Source organism: Desulfovibrio sp. (genome assembly GCF_035644575.1).
In the GTDB taxonomy this organism is placed as follows: Bacteria; Desulfobacterota; Desulfovibrionia; order Desulfovibrionales; family Desulfovibrionaceae; genus Desulfovibrio.
Map to the genome: position 1 here is coordinate 1 of NZ_DASQOG010000079.1, position 22,758 is coordinate 22,758.

Genomic DNA, 22,758 nt, shown 5'->3' on the forward strand with positions numbered 1-22,758 from the left:
TTTGCCACACTACAATTTGAAGATGCAAAAAAACTGCCCGCAGCTCGAACTCGCGCGTGAAGACCTCATGGAAATGGAAGGCCTGTTGTGTGAACAATTGTCTTCATTCCTGTCCTTTTCAGGGCACGCCCTGTATTTTCCTACCAGCCGTGCGCCCGAAGAGCCGCAATTGCTGTCGCGGGAACGCAGGTTGCTGCTGCCCTTGCGCCGCGACGACCATCTGCTCGGCGTTGCCATGCTGCACGGCGTCAAGGCGCGCGAGGCTCGGCCCCTGCTGCCTTTTTTGCCTGCCATAGCGGCCCTGTGTCTGGAAAATCTTGCCAGAGCCAAGGCCATGCGCACGGATTCCGTTACCGGGCTTGCCACAGAAGAGGCCCTGTTTGCGCACATGGAAAATGCCGCAGAGCGTTTGCGGGCCTATCTGGAAGAACCGGGCGCGGAAGAAAGCGGCCCAGCGCCTCTGCACTGGCTGTGCATGGGGATTGTGCAGCTGCGCCTTGCCAACGGGGATTCTGTGGTGCGGCGCGGCGGGCATGCTTTTGCAGAAAAATATCTCAAGGCCCTGGCAGACGCCTGCCGCGAGGCCCTGCCGTCGGATGTTCTTGCAGCGCGTGTGGGGCGGTGGGAAATTGCCCTGCTCTTTCCCGCCAGCGGGCGCGGCGCTTGCCACAAACTGGCCCGCGCAGCCCTGACCCGCATGGAAGCGGTGCGCATGCCCTATCCGCTGCTGAAAAAGCCCGTGCGTCCGCGCCTTTGCGCCGGGCATGCCCTGTACCCGCAGGATATGCGCGGTACGGAAATGCACCTTGAAATGCACGATCAGGCCCGCCTGTGCATGGACCGCGCCCGCCTTGCCGCTGACGTGGCCGGGCAGGAGGCTGACGGCGCGCAGGCAGTGGAAAGCCGCATAATGCCCTTTGCGCGCATACTGCAAGAAGGCGGCATGGTGCTGGAATCCCTGCCGCTGGGCCGTGTGCGGCTTAGCCTTGGACGTCAGGCCAAGGCCCGCGAGGGCATGCGTTTTGCCCTGTGGGGGCAGGCGGAAAGCGGTTCGCCCCATTACAAGGGCGAGCTGGTGGTGCTGCATACGCGGGATACGGATTCCGTTGCAGAGGCCCTGCATCTGATTGACGTTACCTGCCGTCCCGAGGTGGGGGACAGGCTCACCTTGCTTGGTGAAACGCCCGTTCTGAGCCCGGATCTGGACGAACAGGATTTTTCCGGCGCGCGTCCTGCCATTCCAGATGCGGCGGTGGCGGCGCAGGAGCTGAACCAGAGGGCAGAATCCGCCGACGGCGGCAAACATGCCGCAGCTGCATGTGGTGCTGCCGCGTCTGCCGTACCTCCGTCAGCAGAGTGTGCTGGCGGCTTGTGTGGGCACGGTGATTTTTTGAACCGTTTTGCAGTGGAGGCGGAGCGGCGCAACCGCTTTACGCTTTGCCTGCTGCGGCTGGAGCCTGGCTATTCCGATGCGGGCGATGCCGCGCACACGGATGCCGTCCCGCTGGACGGCATGCACGATGCTGCAAATCGACAGGGTATTATTGAATCGGCCCTCAGCGTGTGGCGTGATGCCCTTGGCAAGGCAGAGAGCCTGCCGCAGCCGATGGCCGGACGTTACGGCAGCAACAGCCTGATATTTTTCCATCCGGATGTGGAAGCGAAAGACCTTGTGCCTCTATACGAGGGCGTGTGCGGCGAACTAAACAGCCGTGGCATTTCGGCTTCTGTGGGGCTTGCGGGCTATCCCTTCCTTCAGTTCCGCCGAGGCGAAATGCCCGACTGCGCCCTGAAGGCTCTGGAATACGCCCTGCTGCTGCCAGACCCCAAGGTGGGCGTGTGCAATTCGCTTGCGCTGAACATCAGCGCCGACAGGCGGTACAGCCTAGGCGATGTTTTTGGCGCGGTGGAAGAATACAAACTTGCTCTGCTGGCTGACGAGGCCAATGCCATGGCCTGGAATTCCCTTGGCGTATGTATGGCGGCCCTTGGGCGGCAGCATGAAGCACGGCGGCATTTTACGGAAGCCCTGCGGCACGGGCCGGATAAAGCTCTTGCCGAACAGGTTTACTACAATCTGGGCACGGTCTGTCAGGGCCTTGGCGAAAAGCGCGCCGCAGCCCGGTATTACCGACAGTGCGTCAAGGTTTCGCCCGATCACCAGTTTGCCCACATCCGTCTTGGGCAACTGTGCGAGCAGGGCGGCAGAAGGGCCGAGGCCCGGCGGTTTTACGAAATAGCCGCAGCCCTTGAGGATGCGCGCCCCGGCGCGCCCAGCCTTGCCCGCAGGCACCTTGCGCGTGTGGCTGTGCGCCAGCGCAAGGGGGGCGAGGCCCGCGAACTGCTGCATGAGGCCTTGGTGCGCAATCCGCAGGATGCGGCTTCCATGTTGCTGTTGGCGAATATCTATCTGGATAGCAATGAAGATCCGGCCATGGCGGAGCTGCTGGCCCGCAAAAGCGCCGGCCTGCACGACAAGCCCGAAGCCTGGGAAACCCTTGCCCGTGCCCTGCGCAAGCTTGGGAGGGAAGAAGAGGCCCGTGTGGCCGAAGCCAAGGCAGTGCTCTCCTAGCTTTTCAGAGGCAGGTTGCAGCGGGACGTGTTGCGGGGAACAATCACATAAAATATTTTTGTTTCAAAGAGTTGTAGGTATTTTTCTGGCTGAGCCGCATCTGTCCGGCAGGGCCGTGCCTCACGGATTATTGAACCGCCCTTTGGGGCGGTTTTTTTATACCCGAATTATCTTCCCAAAACGCAAGCACGGCCCCCTGTTTCCAGAGGGCCGTGCTTGCGTTATTTGGCAAAGCTTGAAGCTACACGTCAAAGAGCATTTCCAGATCTTCACGCGTGAGCGACTTCCAGGTGTCCTGACCGGGAATGATGGCTTCGGCCACGCCGCGCTTGGCTTCCTGCAATTTAAGAATCTTCTCTTCCACCGTGTTCTGGCAGATGAGCTTGTAGGAGAAGACCTGACGGGTCTGACCGATACGGTGGGTACGGTCTGTGGCCTGACTTTCCACGGCGGGGTTCCACCACGGGTCGTAGTGGATAACGTAGTCGGCGGATGTCAGGTTGAGGCCCGTGCCGCCAGCCTTGAGCGAGATCAGGAAGATCGGGATTTCAGGCGTATTGTTGAACTTGTCTACCTGATCGAAACGGTCTTTGCTCGCGCCATCAAGGTAGCAGAAGGGAATCTGCGAGAATTCCAGCCACTGCTTGATGATTTGCAGCATCTGCACAAACTGCGAGAAGACCAGCACCTTGTGGCCGCCTTCCACAATTTCCACGATCATGTCCTTGAAGGCATCGAACTTGCCCGAAGGCAGGTTGTTGGAGAAGCCGGGCATGTCGAGCTTGAGCAGGCGCGGGTGGCAGCAGATCTGACGCAGCTTGAGCAGGGCATCGAGAATGGACATCTGGCTTTTGGCAAGGCCTTTCTGATCCACGTCTGCCAGCACCTGGGCGCGCAGCTTGCGGGCAAGGGCTGCGTACAGCTCGGCCTGCGCTTCTTCCAGCGCGCAACAGGTGACGCTTTCCACCTTGGGCGGCAGATCCTTGGCCACTTCGGCCTTGGTACGGCGCAGAATGAAGGGGCGCACACGGGTGCGCAGATAGTCCAGCGTTTCAGCGTCGCCGTCCTTGATGGGCTTGACGATGCCCCGCTGGAAGGCGTGCTGAGAACCCAGAAAGCCCGGCATGAGGAACTCGAACAGCGACCACAGTTCGAAAAGGTTGTTTTCGATGGGCGTACCCGAGAGGCACAGGCGCATGCGGGCATTGATGCGGCGCACGGCGCGGGCTGTGATGGTGTTGGGGTTCTTGATGTTCTGGGCTTCGTCAAGAATAACGGTGTTGAACTCGTATTTTTCCATCTCCTCCAGATCGCGCCGGAGCAGTGCGTAGGTGGTGATGATGAGATCCGAGCTGGAAATATGCTTGAACATGCCCTCGCGGCGGGTGCCGTAAATGGTCAGCCGTTTGAGGCCGGGAACGAACTTTTCCGCTTCGCGCTCCCAGTTGGGCAGCACTGAGGTGGGCACAACAATAAGGTTTGGCCCGTCATGGTGCACGTCAATCATGTGCTGGATAAAGGCCAGGGTCTGCACGGTTTTGCCAAGGCCCATTTCGTCGGCAAGAATACCGCCGAACCCGTATTCCGAAAGGAAGTTGAGGTACGAAAGGCCTTGCACCTGATAGCTGCGCAGGTTGGCGTTGAGCGCCTTGGGCGGCGCGATGGGCCGCACCTCGCGGAACGAGCGGATTTTTTCGCGCAGGTTGTTCCAGAAGGAATCTGTGGCGGCGCCGGGCAGGTCTTCCAGCAGGCTGTCGAGCACAGGGGCTTCAAACTGCTTGAATTTTTGCTGCGGGGGCTTTGAAGGGTCGAGCCCCAGGGCAGTGAGCTTGTGCGAGAGCTTTTCAAGCCATGCTTCGGGCAGGCTGGTATAGGAGCCGTCTTTCAACTGCACATAGCGCTTGCCTCGGGTCCAGGCCTTCCAGATCTTTTCCAGGGGCAGGCTCTGGCCTTCGTATTCCACGTTGATGTCCAGCGAGAACCATTTTTCCTTCTCGTTGCTGACAACCTGCGCCGTGATGTTGGAAGAAGCCGTGCGCACCTTGTAGCGCGAGAGGGCCTTTTCGCCGTAGACGCGGTAGTTTTCAATCAGCTTGGGGTACGAGTCGAGCAGGAAGGCAATGGCTTCTTCCGGCTCAAGGAACCACAGTTTGCTTGAGCGGGCCTGAAAGTCCATGCCGCTCAGTTCGTTCATCAACTGGGCTTCTTCGTCCTGATGGCGGCGTACCAGATAGGTCTGCCCTTCATAGGCGTAGCTGCCGGTCTGGAAGTCGGGGTTGGGCCCGTTGAGCGTAAATTCGCCGTGGCGCGTTTCATAGACGTTGTCGATTTCCAGCGTCAGCAGGCTGCCTTCTTCATCAAGGAAGAGTTTGGGATTATAGGTGGCAGGCTGGAATACCGGTTCCATGAGCTTGAGGAACTGCTGCGGTTCGTAGAGTTCCGAGGCAGGCAGGCGCGTCCACACGCGGTCGAGAAATTCGGAAATTTCTTCGTGCGGCACAACCGGGCGTTCGTAAATAAGGTTGCGCACCAGCGAAGGATAGAGGCCCGTCTGCACCGGATAGAAATTGTGCTGGTAGCAGACCCACAGGGGCATTTGCCCGTGAAAGGTGATGGGCGCGTCTTCCGGCGCGGTGCTCTCTGTCGGGTTGCGGTCGCTGGGATTGCTGCGCCCCGCGCGGATGGGCAGCGGTGGGCGGCCCTCGCGCTTGAGCAGCACTTCAAAACGAAAGCCCGAATCGTCCAGAATAGGCTTGAGTTTGAGCGCAAAAGGGGTGCTCTCGATGCGGCAGGGTTTGTCAGTGTCCTTCCACAGCAGATAATATTCCTTGCGCACAGACCAGAAAAACCACGAGGTCAGTCCCTGGGGGATTTCAACCCGGTGCCCGTAATAGTCGAGGTGCTGGCCGATCTGGCGGGCCACATGGGGCAACTGCGGTGAAAATTCGCACCAGTCGGGGTTCTGGATGATCTGATCCAGCGTTACCTCGTTGTGCACGCTGGAAAGGCCGGATTTGTTCTGCCGCCCACGGAAAAAGGAAACCAGCAGACGTCCCTGTTCCGGTTCAAAGCGGAATATGAGATAGTGGCGGCCTGGTTCCGGTTCCATGTCGGTAGAAAAAAAGTTGCGGAAGCTCTGTTTCCAGTCGGTGCTGGGGGGCGGGGTTTCTTCCGGGTCGCCCTGTTCCTTGCGCAGTTCTTCCACAAGGCGCAACGCAAGAGCTGCCACATGGCGGCAGATGCCTGAGAACGCATCAGAGCAGTTGCACTGGTGGCGGGTGCTGCGGTCCGTAATGGTGAGGCTCAGGCTCGGCGTGAAGACCTGCAGGTCTTCACCCTGGATGACGCCTTGGACGTCCCAGGTTTCGCCCTCCTGGATATTTATTTTTTGCACCTCACCTTCGGACAGGATATAGTAGGCGGCGTCGCGGATGTATTCCGGCACACTATCGTGCAGGAAAGTCTGGCACATTTCGCGAACAACGCTCTGTTCAGATCGACTCATGGGTTCCCCAAAAATACTCCGTTGAAATTTCTGGAAAATTCCAGAAACGGAGCGATGTTATGACGTTTGCGATAAATAGCACAGGTTGGGGGGCGAAAGCAATATGAAGTGTGACTTTTATGAAAAAAATAAATTTTGAGCGCGCAATCAATATGTTGGAATCAATATTGGCCCAACGGGCCACACGATTTTACGGCAAAAAGTGGATTCGTTGGGTCACAATTTCATGTGCTTTGCTGTGCATTTGTGCATCATCGGCTTTTTGCGCCAACTCTGCGGGTGATCTGCCGGAAGAAACCGGCCTTGCCCCCTCGGGTGCCGCAGTCAGCCCGGCTGGCCCCCCGGCTTCGGGCGGCAGCATATTTTTTGGCACCATCGGCGAGGCTTCAAATCTTATTCCCTACCTCACGTCAGACTCTGCCTCGCATGAGGTGGCAGACCTCATCTACACGGCGCCGCTGCGTTACAACAAGGATTTGCAGCCCGAGCCGTGGGCAGCGGAATCCTGGAGCATGGAAGACGGCGGCAAGCGCATGCGTTTTACCCTGCGCAAGGGCATATTGTGGGAGGACGGGCAGGAGCTGACCGCCGAAGACGTGGCCTTTACCTGCAAGCTGGCGGCAGACCCTGCCACCGGCAGCCCTTATGCCGAGGATTTTTTGCGTATCAAGGAGCTGCGGGTCATTGACCGCTACACGTTTGAAGTGCGCTACGACCAGTTTTTTGCGCGGGCGGTATCCACCTGGATGAACCCCATTCTGCCCAAACATATTCTGGAAGGGCAAAACATCCGTTCCACGCCTTTTGCGCGCAAGCCCATGGGGGCCGGGCCGTATCGGCTCAAGTCGTGGGAGCCGGGGAGCCGCATTGTGCTGGAGGCATCGCCCACCTATTTTGCGGGCAAGCCGCGCATTGACGAAGTGGTGTACAGGATCATTCCCGACAACGCTACCATGTTTATGGAAACCCGTGCGGGCAGGCTGGACGTGATGGATCTTTCGCCCCTGCAATATCTGCGGCAGACCTCCAGCCCGGAATGGCAGAGCCGATTCCATAAATTCCGCTATATTGCCTCTGTGTACATTTTCCTCGGCTTTAATCTGGAGCACCCGTTTTTCAAGGATGTACGGGTTCGGCGGGCCATTTCCATGGCAATAGACCGGGAGGGCATCATCAAGGGCGTCTTGCTGGGGCAAGGGGTTCCGGCTTTTGGGCCGTTCAAGCCCGGCTCGTGGCCCTATCATCCCGGCCTCAAGCCCATGCCCAGAAACATTGCCGCCGCGCGCGCCCTGCTGGCCGAGGCGGGTTTTGCCGACCACAACGGCGATGGCCTGCTTGACCGCGACGGCCAGCCGCTGGCCTTTACCATCCTGACCAATCAGGGCAACGAGCAGCGCATTCTTGCGGCTACCGTCATGCAGTCGCAACTGCGCGAGGTGGGCATTGACGTGCGTATCCGTACCGTGGAGTGGGCGGCCTTTATCCGCGAATTTGTCAACAAGGGGCGGTTTGACGCAGTACTGCTGGGGTGGACAATCCCCCAGGATCCTGACCTGTTTTCTGTATGGCATTCATCGCAGACCTTCGAGGGCGGGCTGAATTTTACCCACTACCGCAATCCCGAGGTGGACAAGCTGCTTGAAGAAGCGCAGTCCACGCCCGATCAGAAAAAGCGCGCAGAACTGTACTACCGCATTCAGGAAATATTTGATGCGGAGCAGCCCTACTGCTTTCTGTTTGTGCCCTATGCCCTGCCAGTGGTGCAGCGGCGGTTTCAGGGCATAGAACCCGCGCTGGCGGGCATAATGTATAATTTTGAGAAGTGGTGGATTCCCAAGGCCTTGCAACATACGCAAATGCAGCCCTAGGCACTGCGCACCGGGCACGCGGCAGCTTCTTGCCCTTGCCTGCTGGCTTGCAGGCGCATATTCAGACCAAGCGGATTTGAACAGACCCTGGCTGGTTGTCCAGCCGGGGCCGTTGCTTTTGTGCGCTTTGGCTTACAATTCGGCTGCTCACGGCGTTGACAAGGCCGCTTTAGTCGGAACATAGTTCCAGAACTGGTTGAAGATATTTTTTTACGCTGTGGGTGGACGTTACGCATGATTCGTATTCAGGAAATTCTCGATAAGGTTTCGGCCGGCAACCCGAACGCGGATCTGGAGCTGATCCAGAGGGCGTATGTGTTTGCCGCCACCGCTCATGCGGGGCAAACCCGCCTTTCGGGCGAGCCGTACCTTTCCCACCCCCTGGCAGTTGCCAGCATTCTGGCGGGCATGGGTTTTGACGAACCCACCATTGCCGCCGGCCTGCTGCACGACACAGTAGAAGACACCAAGGCCACCATCGAAGAGCTGGACGAAAATTTTGGCGAGGAAGTGGCCGACATTGTCGACGGCGTTACCAAGATCAGCCAGATCACCTTTGAGAACAAGGAAGAAGCCCAGGCGGAGAATATCCGCAAGATGATCCTGGCCATGAGTCACGACATGCGGGTTCTCATGGTCAAACTGGCCGACCGCCTGCACAATATGCGCACGCTGGACTTTCAGAAAAGTCACAAACAGAAGCGCATTGCCCAGGAAACCATGGATATCTACGCGCCCCTGGCCAACCGCCTGGGTTTGTATGTGATGAAGCGCGACCTGGAAGACCTGAGCTTCAAATACATGCGCCCCGACATTTACAATCAGATCGATCACTGGCTGGACAACCATCAGGTTGTGGAAAAGCAGATCATCGGCAAGGTTGTAGGCCTGATTCAGGATCTGCTGGAATCAAACGGCATCACCGGGCAGGTTTACGGGCGCATCAAGCACAAGCACAGCATCTATAAAAAGATGCAGGCCCAGTCCATGACACTGGACGAAATGCACGACATCATGGCCTTTCGCGTGTTGGTGCAGGATATAAAGGACTGCTACGCCACGCTGGGGCTTGTGCACTCGCAGTGGCGGCCCGTGCACGGGCGCTTCAAAGATTATATTTCCATGCCCAAGACCAACGGCTACCAGAGCCTGCATACTACGGTCATCGGGCCTGAAGGCGAGCGTATTGAAATCCAGATACGCACCGAGGAAATGCACAGGCAGGCCGAACACGGCGTCGCCGCCCACTGGCTGTACAAGGAAAAAGGCCGCGTCAACAGTAAGGACCTTGAACAGTTTGCCTGGCTGCGCGAAATTTTTGAGCGCCAGAGTGAAGAAACGGATTCCCGCGAGTTCATGCATTCGCTGAAAATGGATCTGTTCAAGGACGAGGTCTACATCTACACCCCGGCGGGCGATGTCAAGGAACTGCCCGAAGGCGCTACGCCGCTGGACTTTGCCTTTGTGATCCACACCAAGGTGGGCCAGCATTGCAGCGGCGCAAAAATCAATGGCCGCCTCATGCCTCTTGGCACGGAGCTGAAAAACGGCGACGTGGTGGAAATCCTCACCGACCCGGCGCGCAATCCCAACCGCGACTGGCTCAAGATTGTCAAAACCGCCAAGGCGCGCAGCCGTATTCAGCACTATCTGCGCACGGAAGAACGCACCCACGCCGTGACTCTTGGACGCGAACTGCTGGAAAAAGAAGGCCGCAAGGTCAGCCTGAACGTGGGCAAGGCCACCAAGGACGGCCACCTGGCCATTGTGGCCCAGGAAATGAATTTTGACAGCGTGGATGATCTGGTTGCCGCCGTTGGCTACGCACACACCACGCCGCGCAAGGTGCTCAACAAGCTGTATGCCGTGCTGCACCCCGAGGCCGCCACAGCTGCGGAACCTGCCACCCCCACGGTGAAGGAAAGCAAGGAAGCCGCCTCCCGCAAGGGCGAGGGCGTGGGCATTTCCGGCGTGGACGGCGTGCTCATGCGCTTTGCCAAGTGCTGCAACCCGGTGCCGGGCGATCCCATTATCGGCTACATCAGCCGTGGTCTTGGCATCAGCGTACACCGCGCCGACTGCCCCAACGTTGCCAATATGGAGCCGGAGCGTCTTATTTCCGTGCATTGGGACGGCATGGAGGAAAAGCCCTACGCAGCGGGCATATTCATTATCGCCAAGAACGAACAGGGCGTTCTGGCAAAGGTTGCCGAGGTCATGGCGCGCAACGGCGTCAACATTATTGGCCTGAACATGGACAATCAGGTGGATGGACGTGCCAGGCTGCGCATTACCGTAGAAGTGCGCGATGCCACCCAGCTCTACCAGCTTATTGAGGCCATCCGCGTATTGCCGCCCATTTTTGAAGTGGTGCGCGATACCGAGGCTGACGCTACGTAATCCGCATTTAAACGTGCTGTGAAAAGCCGACTGCTTCTCGTGAGGCAGTCGGCTTTTGTTTGCGGCTGGTCGCCAGGGGCTGGCATTTTGCAGGTATTGGTTGTATATACGAACAGTGTTCACATATGTAATTATCAATGGGGTATGCAGAACTTTGATATAGGGTGAAGCATTTGTGATAATTTGAACATATATGTAAATTGTATTTATTAAATATGTAGTATGTAAATACTACTGTTTATATATTGTGCATTTTAAGTTTTATTAAATTTATTTTTTTCATATTACTGTTTTAATGGAAACAAATTTTCTTATTTCAGTAAAAAATTACGTTTAGTTATCATTTATATTGTTATTTTTATAATAAAATAGAAAATATTACTAGCTGGCTATGAAATAAATAAATCCCGGAGCTTCAAAAAATGCCCTAAATAAATTTTCACGTTGTACGTTTTATGAAATATAGTCTAAGCGCACAAAATGTGTAACCTCTTCATATAAGCATGGGTAGGATACAACTATGCAAAAAATTACGACAATGCAGAAAATGGCAGGCTTGAGTCTGCTCCTGTGCCTGTTTACGGTGCTTATTGGCATGTTTGGCGTCAGCCGCCTGAGCAACCTGGCGGCTGACGTTGAAGAGTTGAGTTCCATGCACATGAAGGGGCTGGATCTGCTCCGAATGACCAACATCGAAGTTTTACGGATTATCCGCGAAGAAAAAAATCTTATTATCAGCACGACGGAAGAGGGCAACCGCTTTGCGTTGAATAATCTGCAGAAAGAATATGTAGTGCTGGATAAATACCGCAATGAACTGCCGCGCTATTTTATGACCGAAAGCGCCCGCAAGCTGCTTGCAGAACTGAACGGTCTGCTCAGTGAATGGCGTACAGCACATAACAAGGTTGTTGAACTGGGCAGTTCAACAGACCCGGCCATGAATGCAAAGGCGCAGGAAATTTCGTCCACCACCGGGCGGGATCTGGCGCAAAAGCTGGCTGATCTTTTGGAGGATATAGGCCAAAAAAAGATTGAGTTTGCTCAGGCAGTGAGCGCCAAAAGCATGCAGGAGTATGAACGCGCGCGGATGATAACCATTGTGGGCGTGCTGCTGTCTGTTCTGGTGGGCCTTGGCGTGGGGTATTTTCTTTCGCGCAACATGCTGCGCCAGCTTGGCGACGAGCCTGCCTCGCTTTCTGAACTTGCCCTGAAGATTGCAGGCGGGGATCTGGAGGCGAAGTTCAATCCTGCGCGGCCTGAAATCGGCGTTTTTGGCGCCATGAAGCAGATGGTGGTCACCCTCAAGGGCAAAATTGCAGAGGCTGATCAAAAGAGCCAGCAGGCCAAGGAAGAATCCGAGCGCGCCCAAAAAGCCACTGCCGACGCGGAAGAAGCCCGCCGTCAGGCCGAGCGCGCCAAGGCCGAGGGCATGCTCCAGGCTGCCCACCAGCTCGAAGGCGTGGTAGAAATCGTTACCTCCGCTTCCGAGGAGCTTTCCGCCCAGGTTGAGCAGTCGAGCCGCGGCGCGGATGAACAGTCCGCGCGTGTGCGCGAAACCGCAACCGCCATGGAAGAAATGAACGCCACCGTGCTGGAAGTTGCCAGAAACGCGCAGCAGGCTGCGGATGTTTCCAGCAATGCCAGAAAACAGGCCATTGAAGGCTCGCAGATAGTCAATGACGCAGTAAAGGGCATAAACACCGTGCACACGCAGTCGCTGGCCCTCAAGCAGGATATGGATGCCCTTGGCAAACAGGCCGAGAGCATTGGGCAGGTAATGGGCGTTATTGCCGACATTGCCGATCAGACCAACCTGCTTGCGCTTAACGCCGCCATTGAGGCTGCGCGGGCGGGCGATGCCGGGCGTGGTTTTGCCGTGGTTGCGGACGAAGTGCGCAAACTGGCAGAAAAGACCATGACCGCAACGCAGGAAGTGGGCCAGGCCATCAAGGAAATTCAGGAAGGCACAAAGAAAAATATCCAGAATGTGGAACACGCTGGCGAATCCATTGAAGCAGCCACAAAGCTCTCGGTGCAGTCGGGTGAATCGTTGAAAAATATTCTTGAGTGTGTGCAGCTTGTTAATGATCAGGTGCAATCCATTGCCACCGCCAGCGAGCAGCAGTCTGCCGCCAGTGAAGAAATCAACCGCTCTGTGGAACAGGTGGCTACAATTTCTTCTGAAACCGCTCAGGCCATGGAACAGGCCGCCAGCGCAGTCGCCGATCTGGCGCAGCAGTCGCAAACGCTTCAGCATCTGATTGGCGAAATGAAACGCCAGGGCTAGGCGCAATCTTATAAATCCAGACCAGCCAAAGGCCGTCCACTTGGGCGGCCTTTGGTCGTATTTGCTTTATGCTTTGCGGGTTGACGGACGTAGTTTTTCTGCGGCTCCCCTAGGTGGCTATTTTTATTTTTCCGTCGCTCCCGCTATTTTTATCCATAGTACTCGCAGGTGATTGCTCTGCAACGGTGCGGATAGTACCATGTTTTAAAAAAATGACATGCACTTGCCATATGGCGGCTGCCCCGCAAAATTCACTTGCAACAACCTGATAATCAAAGGAAAGCCATGAGCAAAAATGAAACAAGGTCTCAGGTTTCTTTGCGGGAAGCATTCCTCTACTGGTTCAAGCTTGGGTTCATCAATTTTGGCGGCCCTGCCGGGCAGATCGCCATGATGCACAAGAATCTGGTGGATGGCAGGGAATGGATCAGCGAGAAGGTTTTTTTGCGGGCGCTCAATTTCTGTATGCTCTTGCCGGGGCCGGAAGCGCATCAACTGGCGGTCTACATAGGCTGGCGGCTCAACGGGTATTGGGGGGGAACCATTGCCGGACTGTGCTTTTTGTTCCCCTCGGTTATCCTGATGCTCTTTCTTTCATGGCTGGCTGCCGCTCAGGGGCAGGTTCCGCTTGTGGCCGGGATTTTTCACGGAATCGCCGCCGCCGTTGTGGCCATTGTTATTGAAGCGCTTATCCGACTTTCAAAAAAATCGCTCAAACATCCTGCCCTGTATGCTTTTGCGGGCGGATCGTTTGTGCTGGGACAGTTCTTTGGCGTGTCCTTTCCGGCGATTGTGTTGCTGGCTGGTGTGGCGGGCGTCATTCTTGGCAAACTGCGCCCAGACATTTTTTGCCAGAAAAAACCGGGAACCAATGAATGCCTGATTGAGGGGCCAGAATCCTTCACCAATCTGCCGCCGCTGACGCACCTTTTCAAGGTTGTGGGGATATTCGCCGCGATCTGGATGGCTGTGATTCTGCCCGTTTTCGCATGGCGGGGCATGGGCGACATACTTTCCCAGATATCCATTTTTTTCAGCAAAGCCCCCTTTGTGACCTTTGGCGGCGCATATGCCGTGCTTGCCTATATTGTAGAGCATGCGGTCAATCTTGGCTGGCTGACGGAAAAGGAAATGCTGCTGGGCCTCGGCCTTGCGGAAACGACCCCAGGCCCGCTGATCATGGTAACGCAGTTTGTGGGCTTCATCACCGCCTGGAACCAGCCGGGCGGCCTGACGCCCATGACGGCGGGCATCCTGGGCGGGCTGCTCACCACCTTCACCACGTTTTTGCCGAGTTTCATGTTCATTTTTGCCGGAGCGCCCTATATTGAGGCCATTACGGCCAACAAAAAACTCAATGCCGCGCTTACGGGCATATCCGGCGCGGTGGTGGGCGTGGTGCTCAAGATAGGCGTATTCTTTGCCTGGAACACATTTTTCCCATCTACGGGATTTGATGTATTTGCCATGATCGTTGCGCTGGTGTCGCTGGTGGCCTTGGTGCGCGTTAAGCTCTCCATGCATGCGCTGGTGGGGTTGAGCGGGCTTGCCGGGCTGGTCTGGCAGATGCTCTGATACGTTCGAGTGCGTGGCGGCTTTTCACTGGCCTGACGTGCCGTCAAGTGAAGCCGCATTGTCCGCGCAGAATTTTTATCCTTAACGTCAAACACGTCTGGGGGAAGGTATGAACGCAACCATTACGCCGCAGGAACTCCAGGGCATGCTGACCGCCAATACCGCGACAGTCTGCGACGTGCGCAGGCGGGCTGATTATGAGGCTGACCCACGCACAATCCCCGGCGCGGCATGGCATGACCCGGAGCAGGTGGACGTGTGGGCGGCGCAGTTGCCCAAGGATAAGCCCGTCGCCATCTATTGCGTGCGGGGCGGCTCTGTAAGCAAGTCTGTTCAGGCGGCTTTGGGGCAGAAAGGTTTTGACGTGCAGTATGTGGAGGGCGGGCTGGCCGCCTGGGATGAAGCCCATAAGTAGCTGAGCGCCGCGTAAGGGGAACCCATGCGCGGGCGGCTTTGCAGTGCGCTGCGTTGTGTTTGCCGCAAAGGAAACGCCGCTTCCCTGCGGAGGGAAGCGGCGAAGCCTGCGCGCCGGGAAGGGAACGGCGCTTACAAAAGGCAGAGAGGCTTAGAAGCTGTACTGGAAGACAACCTGGGCTTTCCAGGCGTCCTGCTTGTCAAAGCTTCCGTTGCCAGCGCCGTTGTTGTAACCGGCCTTTTTCCATGTGTCCTTGTCGATCATGTTGGCAACGTAGCCGAGTTCCAGATTCACACTCAGGTTTTCGTAGGCCTGCCACGTGTTGACAAGGTTGAATTCCAGCAACCCGTCGTTGGTGGTCAGATAGGGACCGTCGCCGCCGTAGCCAGCCTGCCAGGAGGAGGCATCCTTCATGTACTTGACCATGGAGGTGGCGTTGGTGCCGCCCCAGTATGCCAGGCGGAAGGTGTGGGAGACGTTTTCAATAAAGCTCATGTCTTTCAGCTGTGCGCCGATGCCCCAGGTGCCGGCATAGCTCATGCTCCAGTCGCAACCATTGGCAACCGGGCTCCACGAAAGGTTGCCGTCGCCAATGAAGGAGGTGAAGTTGCCAGCGCCAGCAATGGAAGGCATGCGCTCGGAGCCGTTTTTCACGTTGCCGTCGTCGCCGCTGGCGTACCAGCCGAAGATGCCGGGAACGCCCCAGTCCAGCTTGTATTCAACAAGGGCTTTTGCCAGCCAGCCCTGACGCTCGGTGCTGGCGCGCACGCTGTCCACGCCGCGCTTGAGCACATCGTAGCGGCCCATGGCTTCAGAATAGCCGTAGTTGATGTCGAATTCGATGTTCAGGGGGTCGAACATGGTGATGGCCACCGGCAGACCCGCCCAGAACATGGAGCCGTATTGCTTGTTGGTGCTGGAGGAGTTGAGGGGGGTCAGGCCGTTGGCGTAGTTGAATCCAGGGTTGGTGCCGGGAATGGTGAGGCCAAGTTTGCCGTCGCTGGTTTCCCAGGGCGAACCGTAGGTTTCGTCATCCAGGCCGCGCAGGGAGTTTTTGCCGCGCATGCCGTACATGGCCCACGGGGTGACGTTGACGCCGTCAAAGCTCAGGGGCGCGGAGAGCATGAACAGATCGAAGTTGTCGAGGTAGTTGTTCTTTTCCGTGCTGGAGCGGCCATTGCCGTCAACAAACGCGCCATTAAAGTTGTCGTTGACCGGGCGCGCCCACATAAAGGTGAGGCCCACGTTTTCGTTGAACTTGTAGTTGGCGGTCAGGGCCGCGACATCGCAGTCCATAATGGCGGAGCCGCCAGCCACGTTGGGCAGGGCGGCGGCCTGAAGGCCCATGCGCACGCGGGCGTCTGTCTGGGGAATCAGCCAGTCGATGTAGGCGTTTTTGACCTTGACCTGGTGGTTGCCGTCAGCGCCGAGAGCTGCGCCATCGCCGGATTTGCCCCACTGCTGATCGCCGATTTCAAAATACACCGTGCCGGACAGGGCCTCGGAGGCCACGGCGTCCAACTGCAGGCGGATACGCTGGGAAGCGCCAAACTGGTCATCAGTATTGGTTTTGGACTTGGCTCCGTCAGTGTCTCTGGTGTTCTTGGTGAGAACGCCTTCGCCCACGCCAAAACCAACCAGCCATTCGCCCTTGGCCTTGAAGTCAATGGCCTTGGCCCCCCCGGCCACGCCCATCAGCATGCCTGCTGCAAGCAGGGTGACCATGCACACCTTTTTAAAGCGGTTCAGACCATTCCTTTCTCGTGAACTCATTCCTTTCTCCTCGTAAAGGGTTTGCGCAGCGGCCGCAGACGCCACAGGCTTTTGCAACGCGCGCGTTATGCTTCCAGAAGTCATCCCTGACGGGCAGGCGCTTGACCCAAGCGTCAGTGATGCCCTTTGTCTAAACGCCTCTCTCTGCCGCAAGCGAGGGGGCGATCAGTTTTCCGCGTGGTGGTTCTTGTGGTGGCCGCACTTGCAGTTGGCGCAGTTGCCCTTGCAGACGTGTTTTTTCTCTTGCTCGATGAGAACGCGATTGCCGGTAACGGCCATATCAAAGCCGCTCTTGCCCTTGAACACGATGCGTTCTGTGCTGAGACCGCCCAGCAGGAGCGAGGTCTTGAGGGCGTCAACGGCGGAAGGGTGGGGGTTGGCCACGTGGCGCACGTCAATGAAAATGCGTTTGCAGTTTGCCTGATTGCATTGAAGAAGCTCAATAAGCGCAGTGGCCTGAGGAGGATCGAAGCGGGAAGAAACGGATATGTGGAGGTTGTCGTGGCTGAAACGGTGGCTCAAACCCGTATGATCGGTAAACACCGGCTGCTGATCCATATTTTTATCTCCGCTTTGCTGAATGTGCATTGCGGTACACTGGCACAGGGAGGGCGACGTGTCAATAAAAATGAAATTACTTTTCAAATTCAAAATATATCATACTGATTTTATTATTAAAAATTGTACAAAAAATTGTATTTTTTGTTAACATGCCGATTGGAAAAGAAAGATTGCTAAGACAGATTAACCTTGAAAATATTTGTCTGCTCTAGGCGGATTTTTTTCAGAATACGCGCCACAAAATGCTTGCAAGGCGAACGTGCTCGCCGTCAGGCAAGCAGTTCAAAGTGAAAATGCTCTAGTTGATTTTAGGACTGCGGATGCGGACGGTGCGGAAGTGACTGAGGGTTTTGCCAATAAATAGGGGCGGATGCTCCCAAGGAACACCCGCCCGCTGTGCAGAAGGAGGATTTGTTAGCGCTTATGCGGCCTTGATGCTGCCGTCTTGCACATGGAAGAGCGCGGCCTGGGGTTCTGCCTTGCGCAGCAGTTCCGCCATATGAGGCTGGCAGGTAAAGTAGAGCAGCTGATGGGCCTTGCCCTGGCTGCCGCCGGTCAGTTCCACAAAGGCGCGCGCCGTGCGCTCGGCCCTTTGCGGGTCAAAGTTGACCAGCACTTCGTCCATGATCACAGGCAGGGGCGCGGCATGCAGGGCATGATTTTTTATGTAGGCCAGCCGCAGGGCCAGATAGGCCTGCTCGCGCGCGCCACGGCTCAGATTCTCCGGCGCTATGGGTTCGCCCTGCGCGGGCAGGATGGCGAGGCTGGCGTCTTCCAGCGAAGCGTTGATGCCGCGCCAGCGCTGGCCCGTAATGCGGGTGAAGATGCTTGAGGCAAGGCGGATGACCTCTGGCTGGCGCTCCAGCTCAAAGGTGCGCTTGGCTGTTTCAAGGATGCTGCGGGCAAGGGCCACGCGGCTCCAGGCAAAGGCCATGCGCTCCATGTCTTCCACAAGGGCCGCCTCCTGCTGCAATAGCTGCGAAAGTTCGTCTGTGCGCGAAAGGGCGTCCACCTTGCTGCGCAGTTCCGCCACGCGCTTGACCAGATTTTCTTCCTGCTCCTGGATGCCTGTCAGTTCTTCGCTGATGGTTGCGCTGCGGCGTTCCTGACTTTCCTGATCCTCATGTTCGAAGGAATCAAGAAAGTCCGTCAGGGGTGTTTTGTCCGCAGCCAGTCGCAGGGCGTCTTCCAGATCCTGACGGCGCAGGGTGAGTGCGCGCAGTTCTTCGTGCAGGGCGGCCTGACGCAAAAATTCTTCCGCATCGTGCGCGCCCGCCATGGCAAGCAGGGAGCGTTCCGCGCTCCGGGCGCTTTCAAGGGCGGCTTCCGCAGCGCGGGCCTCGTCCTCCATTTCCGTCACTTCATTATCGAGGTTGCGGCGGCGGCTCTGCGCCTGCGACATGGCTTCCGCCGCCTCAAGCGCGGCATCAAGGCTGAGCAGCCAGTCGGGGCGGTTGTCCGCATCCTGCTGCGGCGGCAGTCCAAGCTCCGCCAGCAGGGCTTGCAGCGGGTCTCGCAGGGCAGCCAGCTCTGTACGGCCCTGATTGAGCTGCGATTGGGCGCGCTGCACCGAAGCCTCGGCAGCGAGGCAGTTTTCCATGTATTTCAGGGCTTCCCGGACTGTTTCCGGGTCAAGGTCGGTACCGAGGCCAAGATCATGCAGACAGGCTGTCCATTGCGAGCGCGCTTCGTTGAGCCGCTCCTGCGCCTGACGCTGTTCCGCGCTGGCTTCCGCCTGACGGGTGCGGGCGCGGTTAAGTTCGCTCTGCGAATTTTGCAGCGCGGCCTCGGCCTTGATGCGCAGTTCGCGGGCGGCATCAGCCTCGCGGCAGGATTCCAGCACCTGCCGCACAGCCTCCGCCAGTGAATCTGAATCCGCGTTGGCGGGCAGGCGTTCCGCCACGGCAGGCACCAGACGCATGCGGGCCTCTGTCTGACGCAGGTCGTCATCCAGGGTTTGCAGCTCCGCATCGGCGGCGGCAACGCCGCCAAAGGCGAGCCGTGCTGATTCCGCCCTGGCAAAAAAAGCAGCCGCACCCTCGGGCGAGGGCACATTGGCCACGTGCAGAGCCAGCATGAATTCGTGCCAGCGGCGGCGGGTCTGCTGCACAATGCCTTCTACCTCGGAGCGCACGGCCTGCCGTTTGCTCACTTCCGTGCGGGCAAGGTCCATGGCGTGCTTCAGCTCGTCCATGTCCTTGCGAGCGCGCTCTTCTTCAAAGCACTGCTCACGTTCGTGCTCAAGCAGCACCTCCCTGGCTTCAAGCGTCACCAGATCCATACTCTGCACGCCAGCCGCCGCGCAAAGCTGGTTGGCCTGCTCGTCCAGCTCTGCCACATGGGCCGCGCACGAATCGCGCCTGCCCTGAAGTTGCAGATGTTCCATCTGGCGACGTTTTGCTTCCGCTCCAGTGTGCGGCACGCCGCCAGCCATGAAGCCAACGCCGCAGAGCAGCAGCAGATAGCCGGACCACAGGCTCACGGGCAGCTCAATGTCGGCCGTGAGGGCAATGCTCGTGATGCCCATGCGCCAGTAAGCCAGCAGCATGCCTGCGCCGCCAAGAAAGAAAGCAAGGCCCAGAACCAGCAGGGGCAGGTTTTTTACTCGTGTGACGGGCGGTTCATTGCCGATGCGGGCGCTGAGTTCTTCCAGCCGCTCGCGCTCCGTGCCCAAGGTGGCGGAAAGGGCGCGCAGTTTGCGCAGGGCAAGGGTTTGCCCGTCAAGATCCTCGCGGGAGGGGCCGTTTATGTGGCGCTGTTCTTCGCGCAGGGCTTCCACGCGGCCCTTGACGGCAGCAACCTGTTCTTCCGCCTGACGCACGTCCTGCGCGGCATCGTCAGCCTGATGCATTTTTTCCTGCACATCGGCGGCGAGAGCGAGGGCTTCTTCCTGCCGCGAAAGGAGCGAATCAAGCAGGGCTTCTGCCTGAGCGCCGTCACTTGCGCCGTTGACCACCAGCCGCAGCGGGTTGAAAGCTCTGGAAAATGTTGTTTTTGCCTCGTTCACCGCGCGTTGGCGCAGGGGGCGCTGGCGGCGGGCTTCTTCCTGCCGGGCAAGGGCCTGACGCAAATTGTCGCGGGCATCGTCATCCAGCGCTGCGGGCGGCGCGGGCAGCAGATCAAGGGCGGCAGTGTTGGAGGCCACCTCGCGTTCCGCGCTTTCCACTTCGCGGTTGCTCTGGGTGAGGCTGTCCACGGCGGCCTGATGGGCCGAGGCTGCGGCGCGCATTTCCCGCCCCTGGCGTTCAATGTCCTCGCGGGCAAAGAGGGAGCGGTCGGTGGCCCGGATGCGGTCGCACGACCAGTCCGGCCCAAGGCGCGAGAGTTCGCGCGTGAGGTCTTCCTGCGCGCGCAGCAGGGCTTCTTCCTGTGCGGGCAGGGCGCTCAAGGCCTGCCGGAAGCCGCTTTTGCGCTCGGCCATGCGGCGCAGGGCGGGCAGGGCCTCCAGCAGGGGATAATTGATTTCAAGCTCGTCCCGCCGCTGGCGCAGCCGGGTGAGCTTTTCCATCTGCGCGGCCCACTGGCGCTCGCAGCCCTCGCGGGCCTCCTGCGCGCGGGCAAGGCGCTCCCTGCCGTTTTCGGGAAAGGTGGCGCTTATGGGGTCAAGCCGTTCAAGGCGCGCGCCCGCCATGCGCCATTCGTTCCACTGCAACCACACGCCAAGGCGGCGTTCAAGGATGCGGCGTTCTTCTTCAAGTTGGAGTTTGCGGTGGCGCAGGTTTGCCAGATCATCGCGCTTAGCGGCAAGGTCCATGGCCATGCTGTCGTACCCGGCGCATTCCTGCTCCAGTTCGATCTTGCGTTGCCGCAGTTCGGCAAGCTGGCGCAGGGCAGCGTTGAGGGCGGGCTTGCTGCCGCCGCTCTTGAAAATTTCATCGGCCTGTTTGTCCAGCAGTTTGAGGGCCTCGCCGGGCGAACGCAGCCCCGGCCCGAAGCTTGCGCCGTACAGGGCGTTGCGCACGCCTTCGTCAGTGAGGCTGTTGAGGTCTTCAAGCTCTGTGAGGCTGAAGCCGAACACGTTGCGGTACACATCGCGGCTCACGCCGGAGAGCATCTGGCGCAGCATATCCGGTTCCAGCGGTTTGCCCTCCGGATCAGTGAGGGTGAGCACGCCGCCGTTGCTGCCGGGCCGCCGGGTAAGGCGCAGAATACCGCGCTCGTCCGAGCGCAGTTCCATGCTGCCGCCGGGCTGCCCGCCGCGCAGGGGGCCGGGAATTCGCTTGTATTCCTTGTTGCGCGGGTCAGGATAGCCGATGAGCATGGTGCGCAGAAATTCCAGGCAAGTGGACTTGCCCGCTTCGTTTTCACCCAGAAAAATGGAAAGCCCCGGCGAGAGATTTTCAACGCTCACGTCAGAAAAAATACCGAAGCCGTCCATGTGGAAGGACTGGATATACATCAGCGTGCCTCCAGAAGATCCGTGCACAGGCGTTCGGCCTCTTCCAGAAGGGCTCGCATACGCGCATCGTCGGGTTGGGTGAGAATATGGCGGAGCTGCCCGTGGTCATAGACCTGTTTCAGCGCCGGGGTTGCCACATCGTGCAGGGTGTCGCTGCTCTGCGCCATGCGCTCGGCCAGCCGCAGGGTTTCGCCCAGCAGGTCTTCCCGTTGCAGATACTGGGCACGGTCGATGGCGGGGCTTGTTTCTGCCACCATGTCCTTGATCCACACGCTGGGAGTGCCTGTTTGCAGGTGCGCCAGCCGTTCGGCAAGGTCTTCCTGATTGGGGGCATCGCGCAGGGCGGCGTCCAGCGGGGTGCGTCCGCGCAAAACCACACGGGCCATCAGGGCCTCGCAGCCGGGGTCTGTGGTTTCGGCGGTCTGTTCCAGCGCGCGGGTCATTCTGTTTTCCACCTCGTTGAGGTGGGCCACATCGTCAAGCTCAACCTGCACCCTGGCCCACTGCACGGGGCCCAGACGCACAAAATCTTCGTTGCAGGCATAGCCGCCGCCCGGTTGGGGGCTTGCCGTCACCCGCAGGCAGCCGCGCGGCCCAGGCTCGTTGACGTGCAGGCCCTGAGCGTTGCCGCTGTAGGCGATAAAAGGGGCGGTGCAAAGTGTGGCCCGCTCGTGCACATGGCCCAGCGCCCAGGCGTCAAGCCCTGTATTTTTGAGGTCGTCCAGCGAGCAGGGGGCGTAGCGGTCTGCCTTGCTCTGGCCTTCGACCGTGCAGTGCAGAACGCCAAGCTGAAAGCAGTCATGGTGTAGGTCGCGCCGGAACAGGCGGGCCAGGTTGCGGCCTTCCTTGATCTTGGCGTGGCTGATGCCGTGCACCACAGCCACGACCTTGCCGTCTTTTTCAACCGTGTGGCTTTCGGCATCCGGCCCGAAAACAGTGACGTTGTCCGGCCACTGCACCGCCGCCAGCCGTGAGGAAAGGGGATCGTGGTTGCCGTGCGCCAGAAAAACGCGCACTCCGACATCACGCAGGCGGCGGCAGCCGTCGCAGAGTTTAAGCTGAGCTTTAACGCTGTGGTTTTCCTCATTATACACGTCGCCAGCCAATATGAGAAAATCCGGCTTGTCTGATTCGCAAAGCCGGAAGAGGCGGTCCATGGCCTTGAAGGTGGCCTCTTGCAGCAGACGCGCCAGATGCCCACCTTGCGCCGCCGTGCGGGAAAGCCCCTGAAACGGCGTGTCCAGATGCAGATCGGCGGCGTGAATATAGCGGATGCCGTCCATGTAAAAGCCTCGTTTGTGGATTTGTAGGAAAATATTGCTGAAATCTAGACTTTTTCAAAATAAATGACAAGCGCAACGGTCGATTACGCCATTGCTTCAGAGATGACAGCGCTGTTA

The 22,758-nt window shown here is 58.3% G+C and carries 11 protein-coding genes; 6 read left to right on the forward strand and 5 right to left on the reverse strand.

From position 1 onward, the window contains the following. The first annotated feature begins 22 nt into the window (after positions 1–22). Positions 23–2,572: a tetratricopeptide repeat protein gene (locus VEZ52_RS04155; protein WP_414649500.1), complete on the forward strand. Its 2,550-nt coding sequence runs from the start codon at positions 23–25 to the stop codon at positions 2,570–2,572. Between the two features lie 241 nt (positions 2,573–2,813). Here VEZ52_RS04155 and VEZ52_RS04160 read toward each other — a convergent pair whose 3' ends face one another. Next, the gene (locus VEZ52_RS04160; RefSeq protein WP_324835665.1) at positions 2,814–6,077 is read right to left on the reverse strand and encodes an SNF2-related protein; all 3,264 of its coding nucleotides are present in this window, start codon (positions 6,075–6,077) and stop codon (positions 2,814–2,816) included. A 152-nt stretch (positions 6,078–6,229) separates the two neighbouring features. On the opposite strand from VEZ52_RS04160, the gene VEZ52_RS04165 reads away from it, so the two are divergent. The 5 genes from VEZ52_RS04165 to VEZ52_RS04185 all read left to right on the forward strand — a co-directional run bounded on the left by VEZ52_RS04165 (position 6,230) and on the right by VEZ52_RS04185 (position 14,625). Beyond that, positions 6,230–7,945, forward strand: coding sequence for a peptide-binding protein (locus VEZ52_RS04165; protein WP_324835666.1), 1,716 nt, complete (start codon positions 6,230–6,232; stop codon positions 7,943–7,945). A 234-nt stretch (positions 7,946–8,179) separates the two neighbouring features. Beyond that, the gene (locus VEZ52_RS04170) at positions 8,180–10,345 is read left to right on the forward strand and encodes a bifunctional (p)ppGpp synthetase/guanosine-3',5'-bis(diphosphate) 3'-pyrophosphohydrolase (protein ID WP_324835667.1); all 2,166 of its coding nucleotides are present in this window, start codon (positions 8,180–8,182) and stop codon (positions 10,343–10,345) included. Positions 10,346–10,865: 520 nt separating this feature from the next. Beyond that, the gene (locus VEZ52_RS04175; protein WP_324835668.1) at positions 10,866–12,635 is read left to right on the forward strand and encodes a methyl-accepting chemotaxis protein; all 1,770 of its coding nucleotides are present in this window, start codon (positions 10,866–10,868) and stop codon (positions 12,633–12,635) included. Between the two features lie 285 nt (positions 12,636–12,920). Continuing rightward, complete coding sequence (gene chrA, locus VEZ52_RS04180) at positions 12,921–14,210, forward strand: chromate efflux transporter (RefSeq protein ID WP_324835669.1); 1,290 nt, start codon at positions 12,921–12,923, stop codon at positions 14,208–14,210. Between the two features lie 109 nt (positions 14,211–14,319). Next, positions 14,320–14,625, forward strand: coding sequence for a thiosulfate sulfurtransferase GlpE (locus tag VEZ52_RS04185; protein WP_324835670.1), 306 nt, complete (start codon positions 14,320–14,322; stop codon positions 14,623–14,625). 150 nt (positions 14,626–14,775) lie between these two features. Here VEZ52_RS04185 and VEZ52_RS04190 read toward each other — a convergent pair whose 3' ends face one another. From VEZ52_RS04190 to VEZ52_RS04205, 4 genes are all read right to left on the reverse strand, one after another. Continuing rightward, entirely contained in the window at positions 14,776–16,398 is a 1,623-nt protein-coding gene (locus VEZ52_RS04190; RefSeq protein ID WP_324835671.1) for an outer membrane homotrimeric porin, read from the reverse strand. 165 nt (positions 16,399–16,563) lie between these two features. After that, entirely contained in the window at positions 16,564–16,956 is a 393-nt protein-coding gene (locus tag VEZ52_RS04195) for a squalene cyclase (RefSeq protein ID WP_324835672.1), read from the reverse strand. A 424-nt stretch (positions 16,957–17,380) separates the two neighbouring features. Next, positions 17,381–21,358, reverse strand: a complete 3,978-nt coding sequence (locus tag VEZ52_RS04200) for an AAA family ATPase (protein ID WP_324835673.1) — start codon at positions 21,356–21,358, stop codon at positions 17,381–17,383. Beyond that, the gene (locus VEZ52_RS04205) at positions 21,358–22,641 is read right to left on the reverse strand and encodes a DNA repair exonuclease (RefSeq protein ID WP_324835674.1); all 1,284 of its coding nucleotides are present in this window, start codon (positions 22,639–22,641) and stop codon (positions 21,358–21,360) included. Before VEZ52_RS04205 ends, VEZ52_RS04200 begins: the two co-directional genes overlap by 1 nt. Positions 22,642–22,758: the final 117 nt, after the last annotated feature.

Excerpts from the sequence above, each read along its gene's own strand:
- VEZ52_RS04170 (WP_324835667.1), top strand. The coding sequence starts at position 8,180 with ATGATTCGTATTCAGGAAATTCTCGATAAGGTTTCGGCCGGCAACCCG.
- VEZ52_RS04195 (WP_324835672.1), bottom strand. The coding sequence starts at position 16,956 with ATGGATCAGCAGCCGGTGTTTACCGATCATACGGGTTTGAGCCACCGT.
- VEZ52_RS04185 (WP_324835670.1), top strand. The coding sequence starts at position 14,320 with ATGAACGCAACCATTACGCCGCAGGAACTCCAGGGCATGCTGACCGCC.
- VEZ52_RS04155 (WP_414649500.1), top strand. The coding sequence starts at position 23 with ATGCAAAAAAACTGCCCGCAGCTCGAACTCGCGCGTGAAGACCTCATG.
- VEZ52_RS04175 (WP_324835668.1), top strand. The coding sequence starts at position 10,866 with ATGCAAAAAATTACGACAATGCAGAAAATGGCAGGCTTGAGTCTGCTC.
- VEZ52_RS04165 (WP_324835666.1), top strand. The coding sequence starts at position 6,230 with ATGTTGGAATCAATATTGGCCCAACGGGCCACACGATTTTACGGCAAA.
- VEZ52_RS04160 (WP_324835665.1), bottom strand. The coding sequence starts at position 6,077 with ATGAGTCGATCTGAACAGAGCGTTGTTCGCGAAATGTGCCAGACTTTC.
- VEZ52_RS04205 (WP_324835674.1), bottom strand. The coding sequence starts at position 22,641 with ATGGACGGCATCCGCTATATTCACGCCGCCGATCTGCATCTGGACACG.
- VEZ52_RS04190 (WP_324835671.1), bottom strand. The coding sequence starts at position 16,398 with ATGAGTTCACGAGAAAGGAATGGTCTGAACCGCTTTAAAAAGGTGTGC.
- VEZ52_RS04200 (WP_324835673.1), bottom strand. The coding sequence starts at position 21,358 with ATGTATATCCAGTCCTTCCACATGGACGGCTTCGGTATTTTTTCTGAC.
- chrA (WP_324835669.1), top strand. The coding sequence starts at position 12,921 with ATGAGCAAAAATGAAACAAGGTCTCAGGTTTCTTTGCGGGAAGCATTC.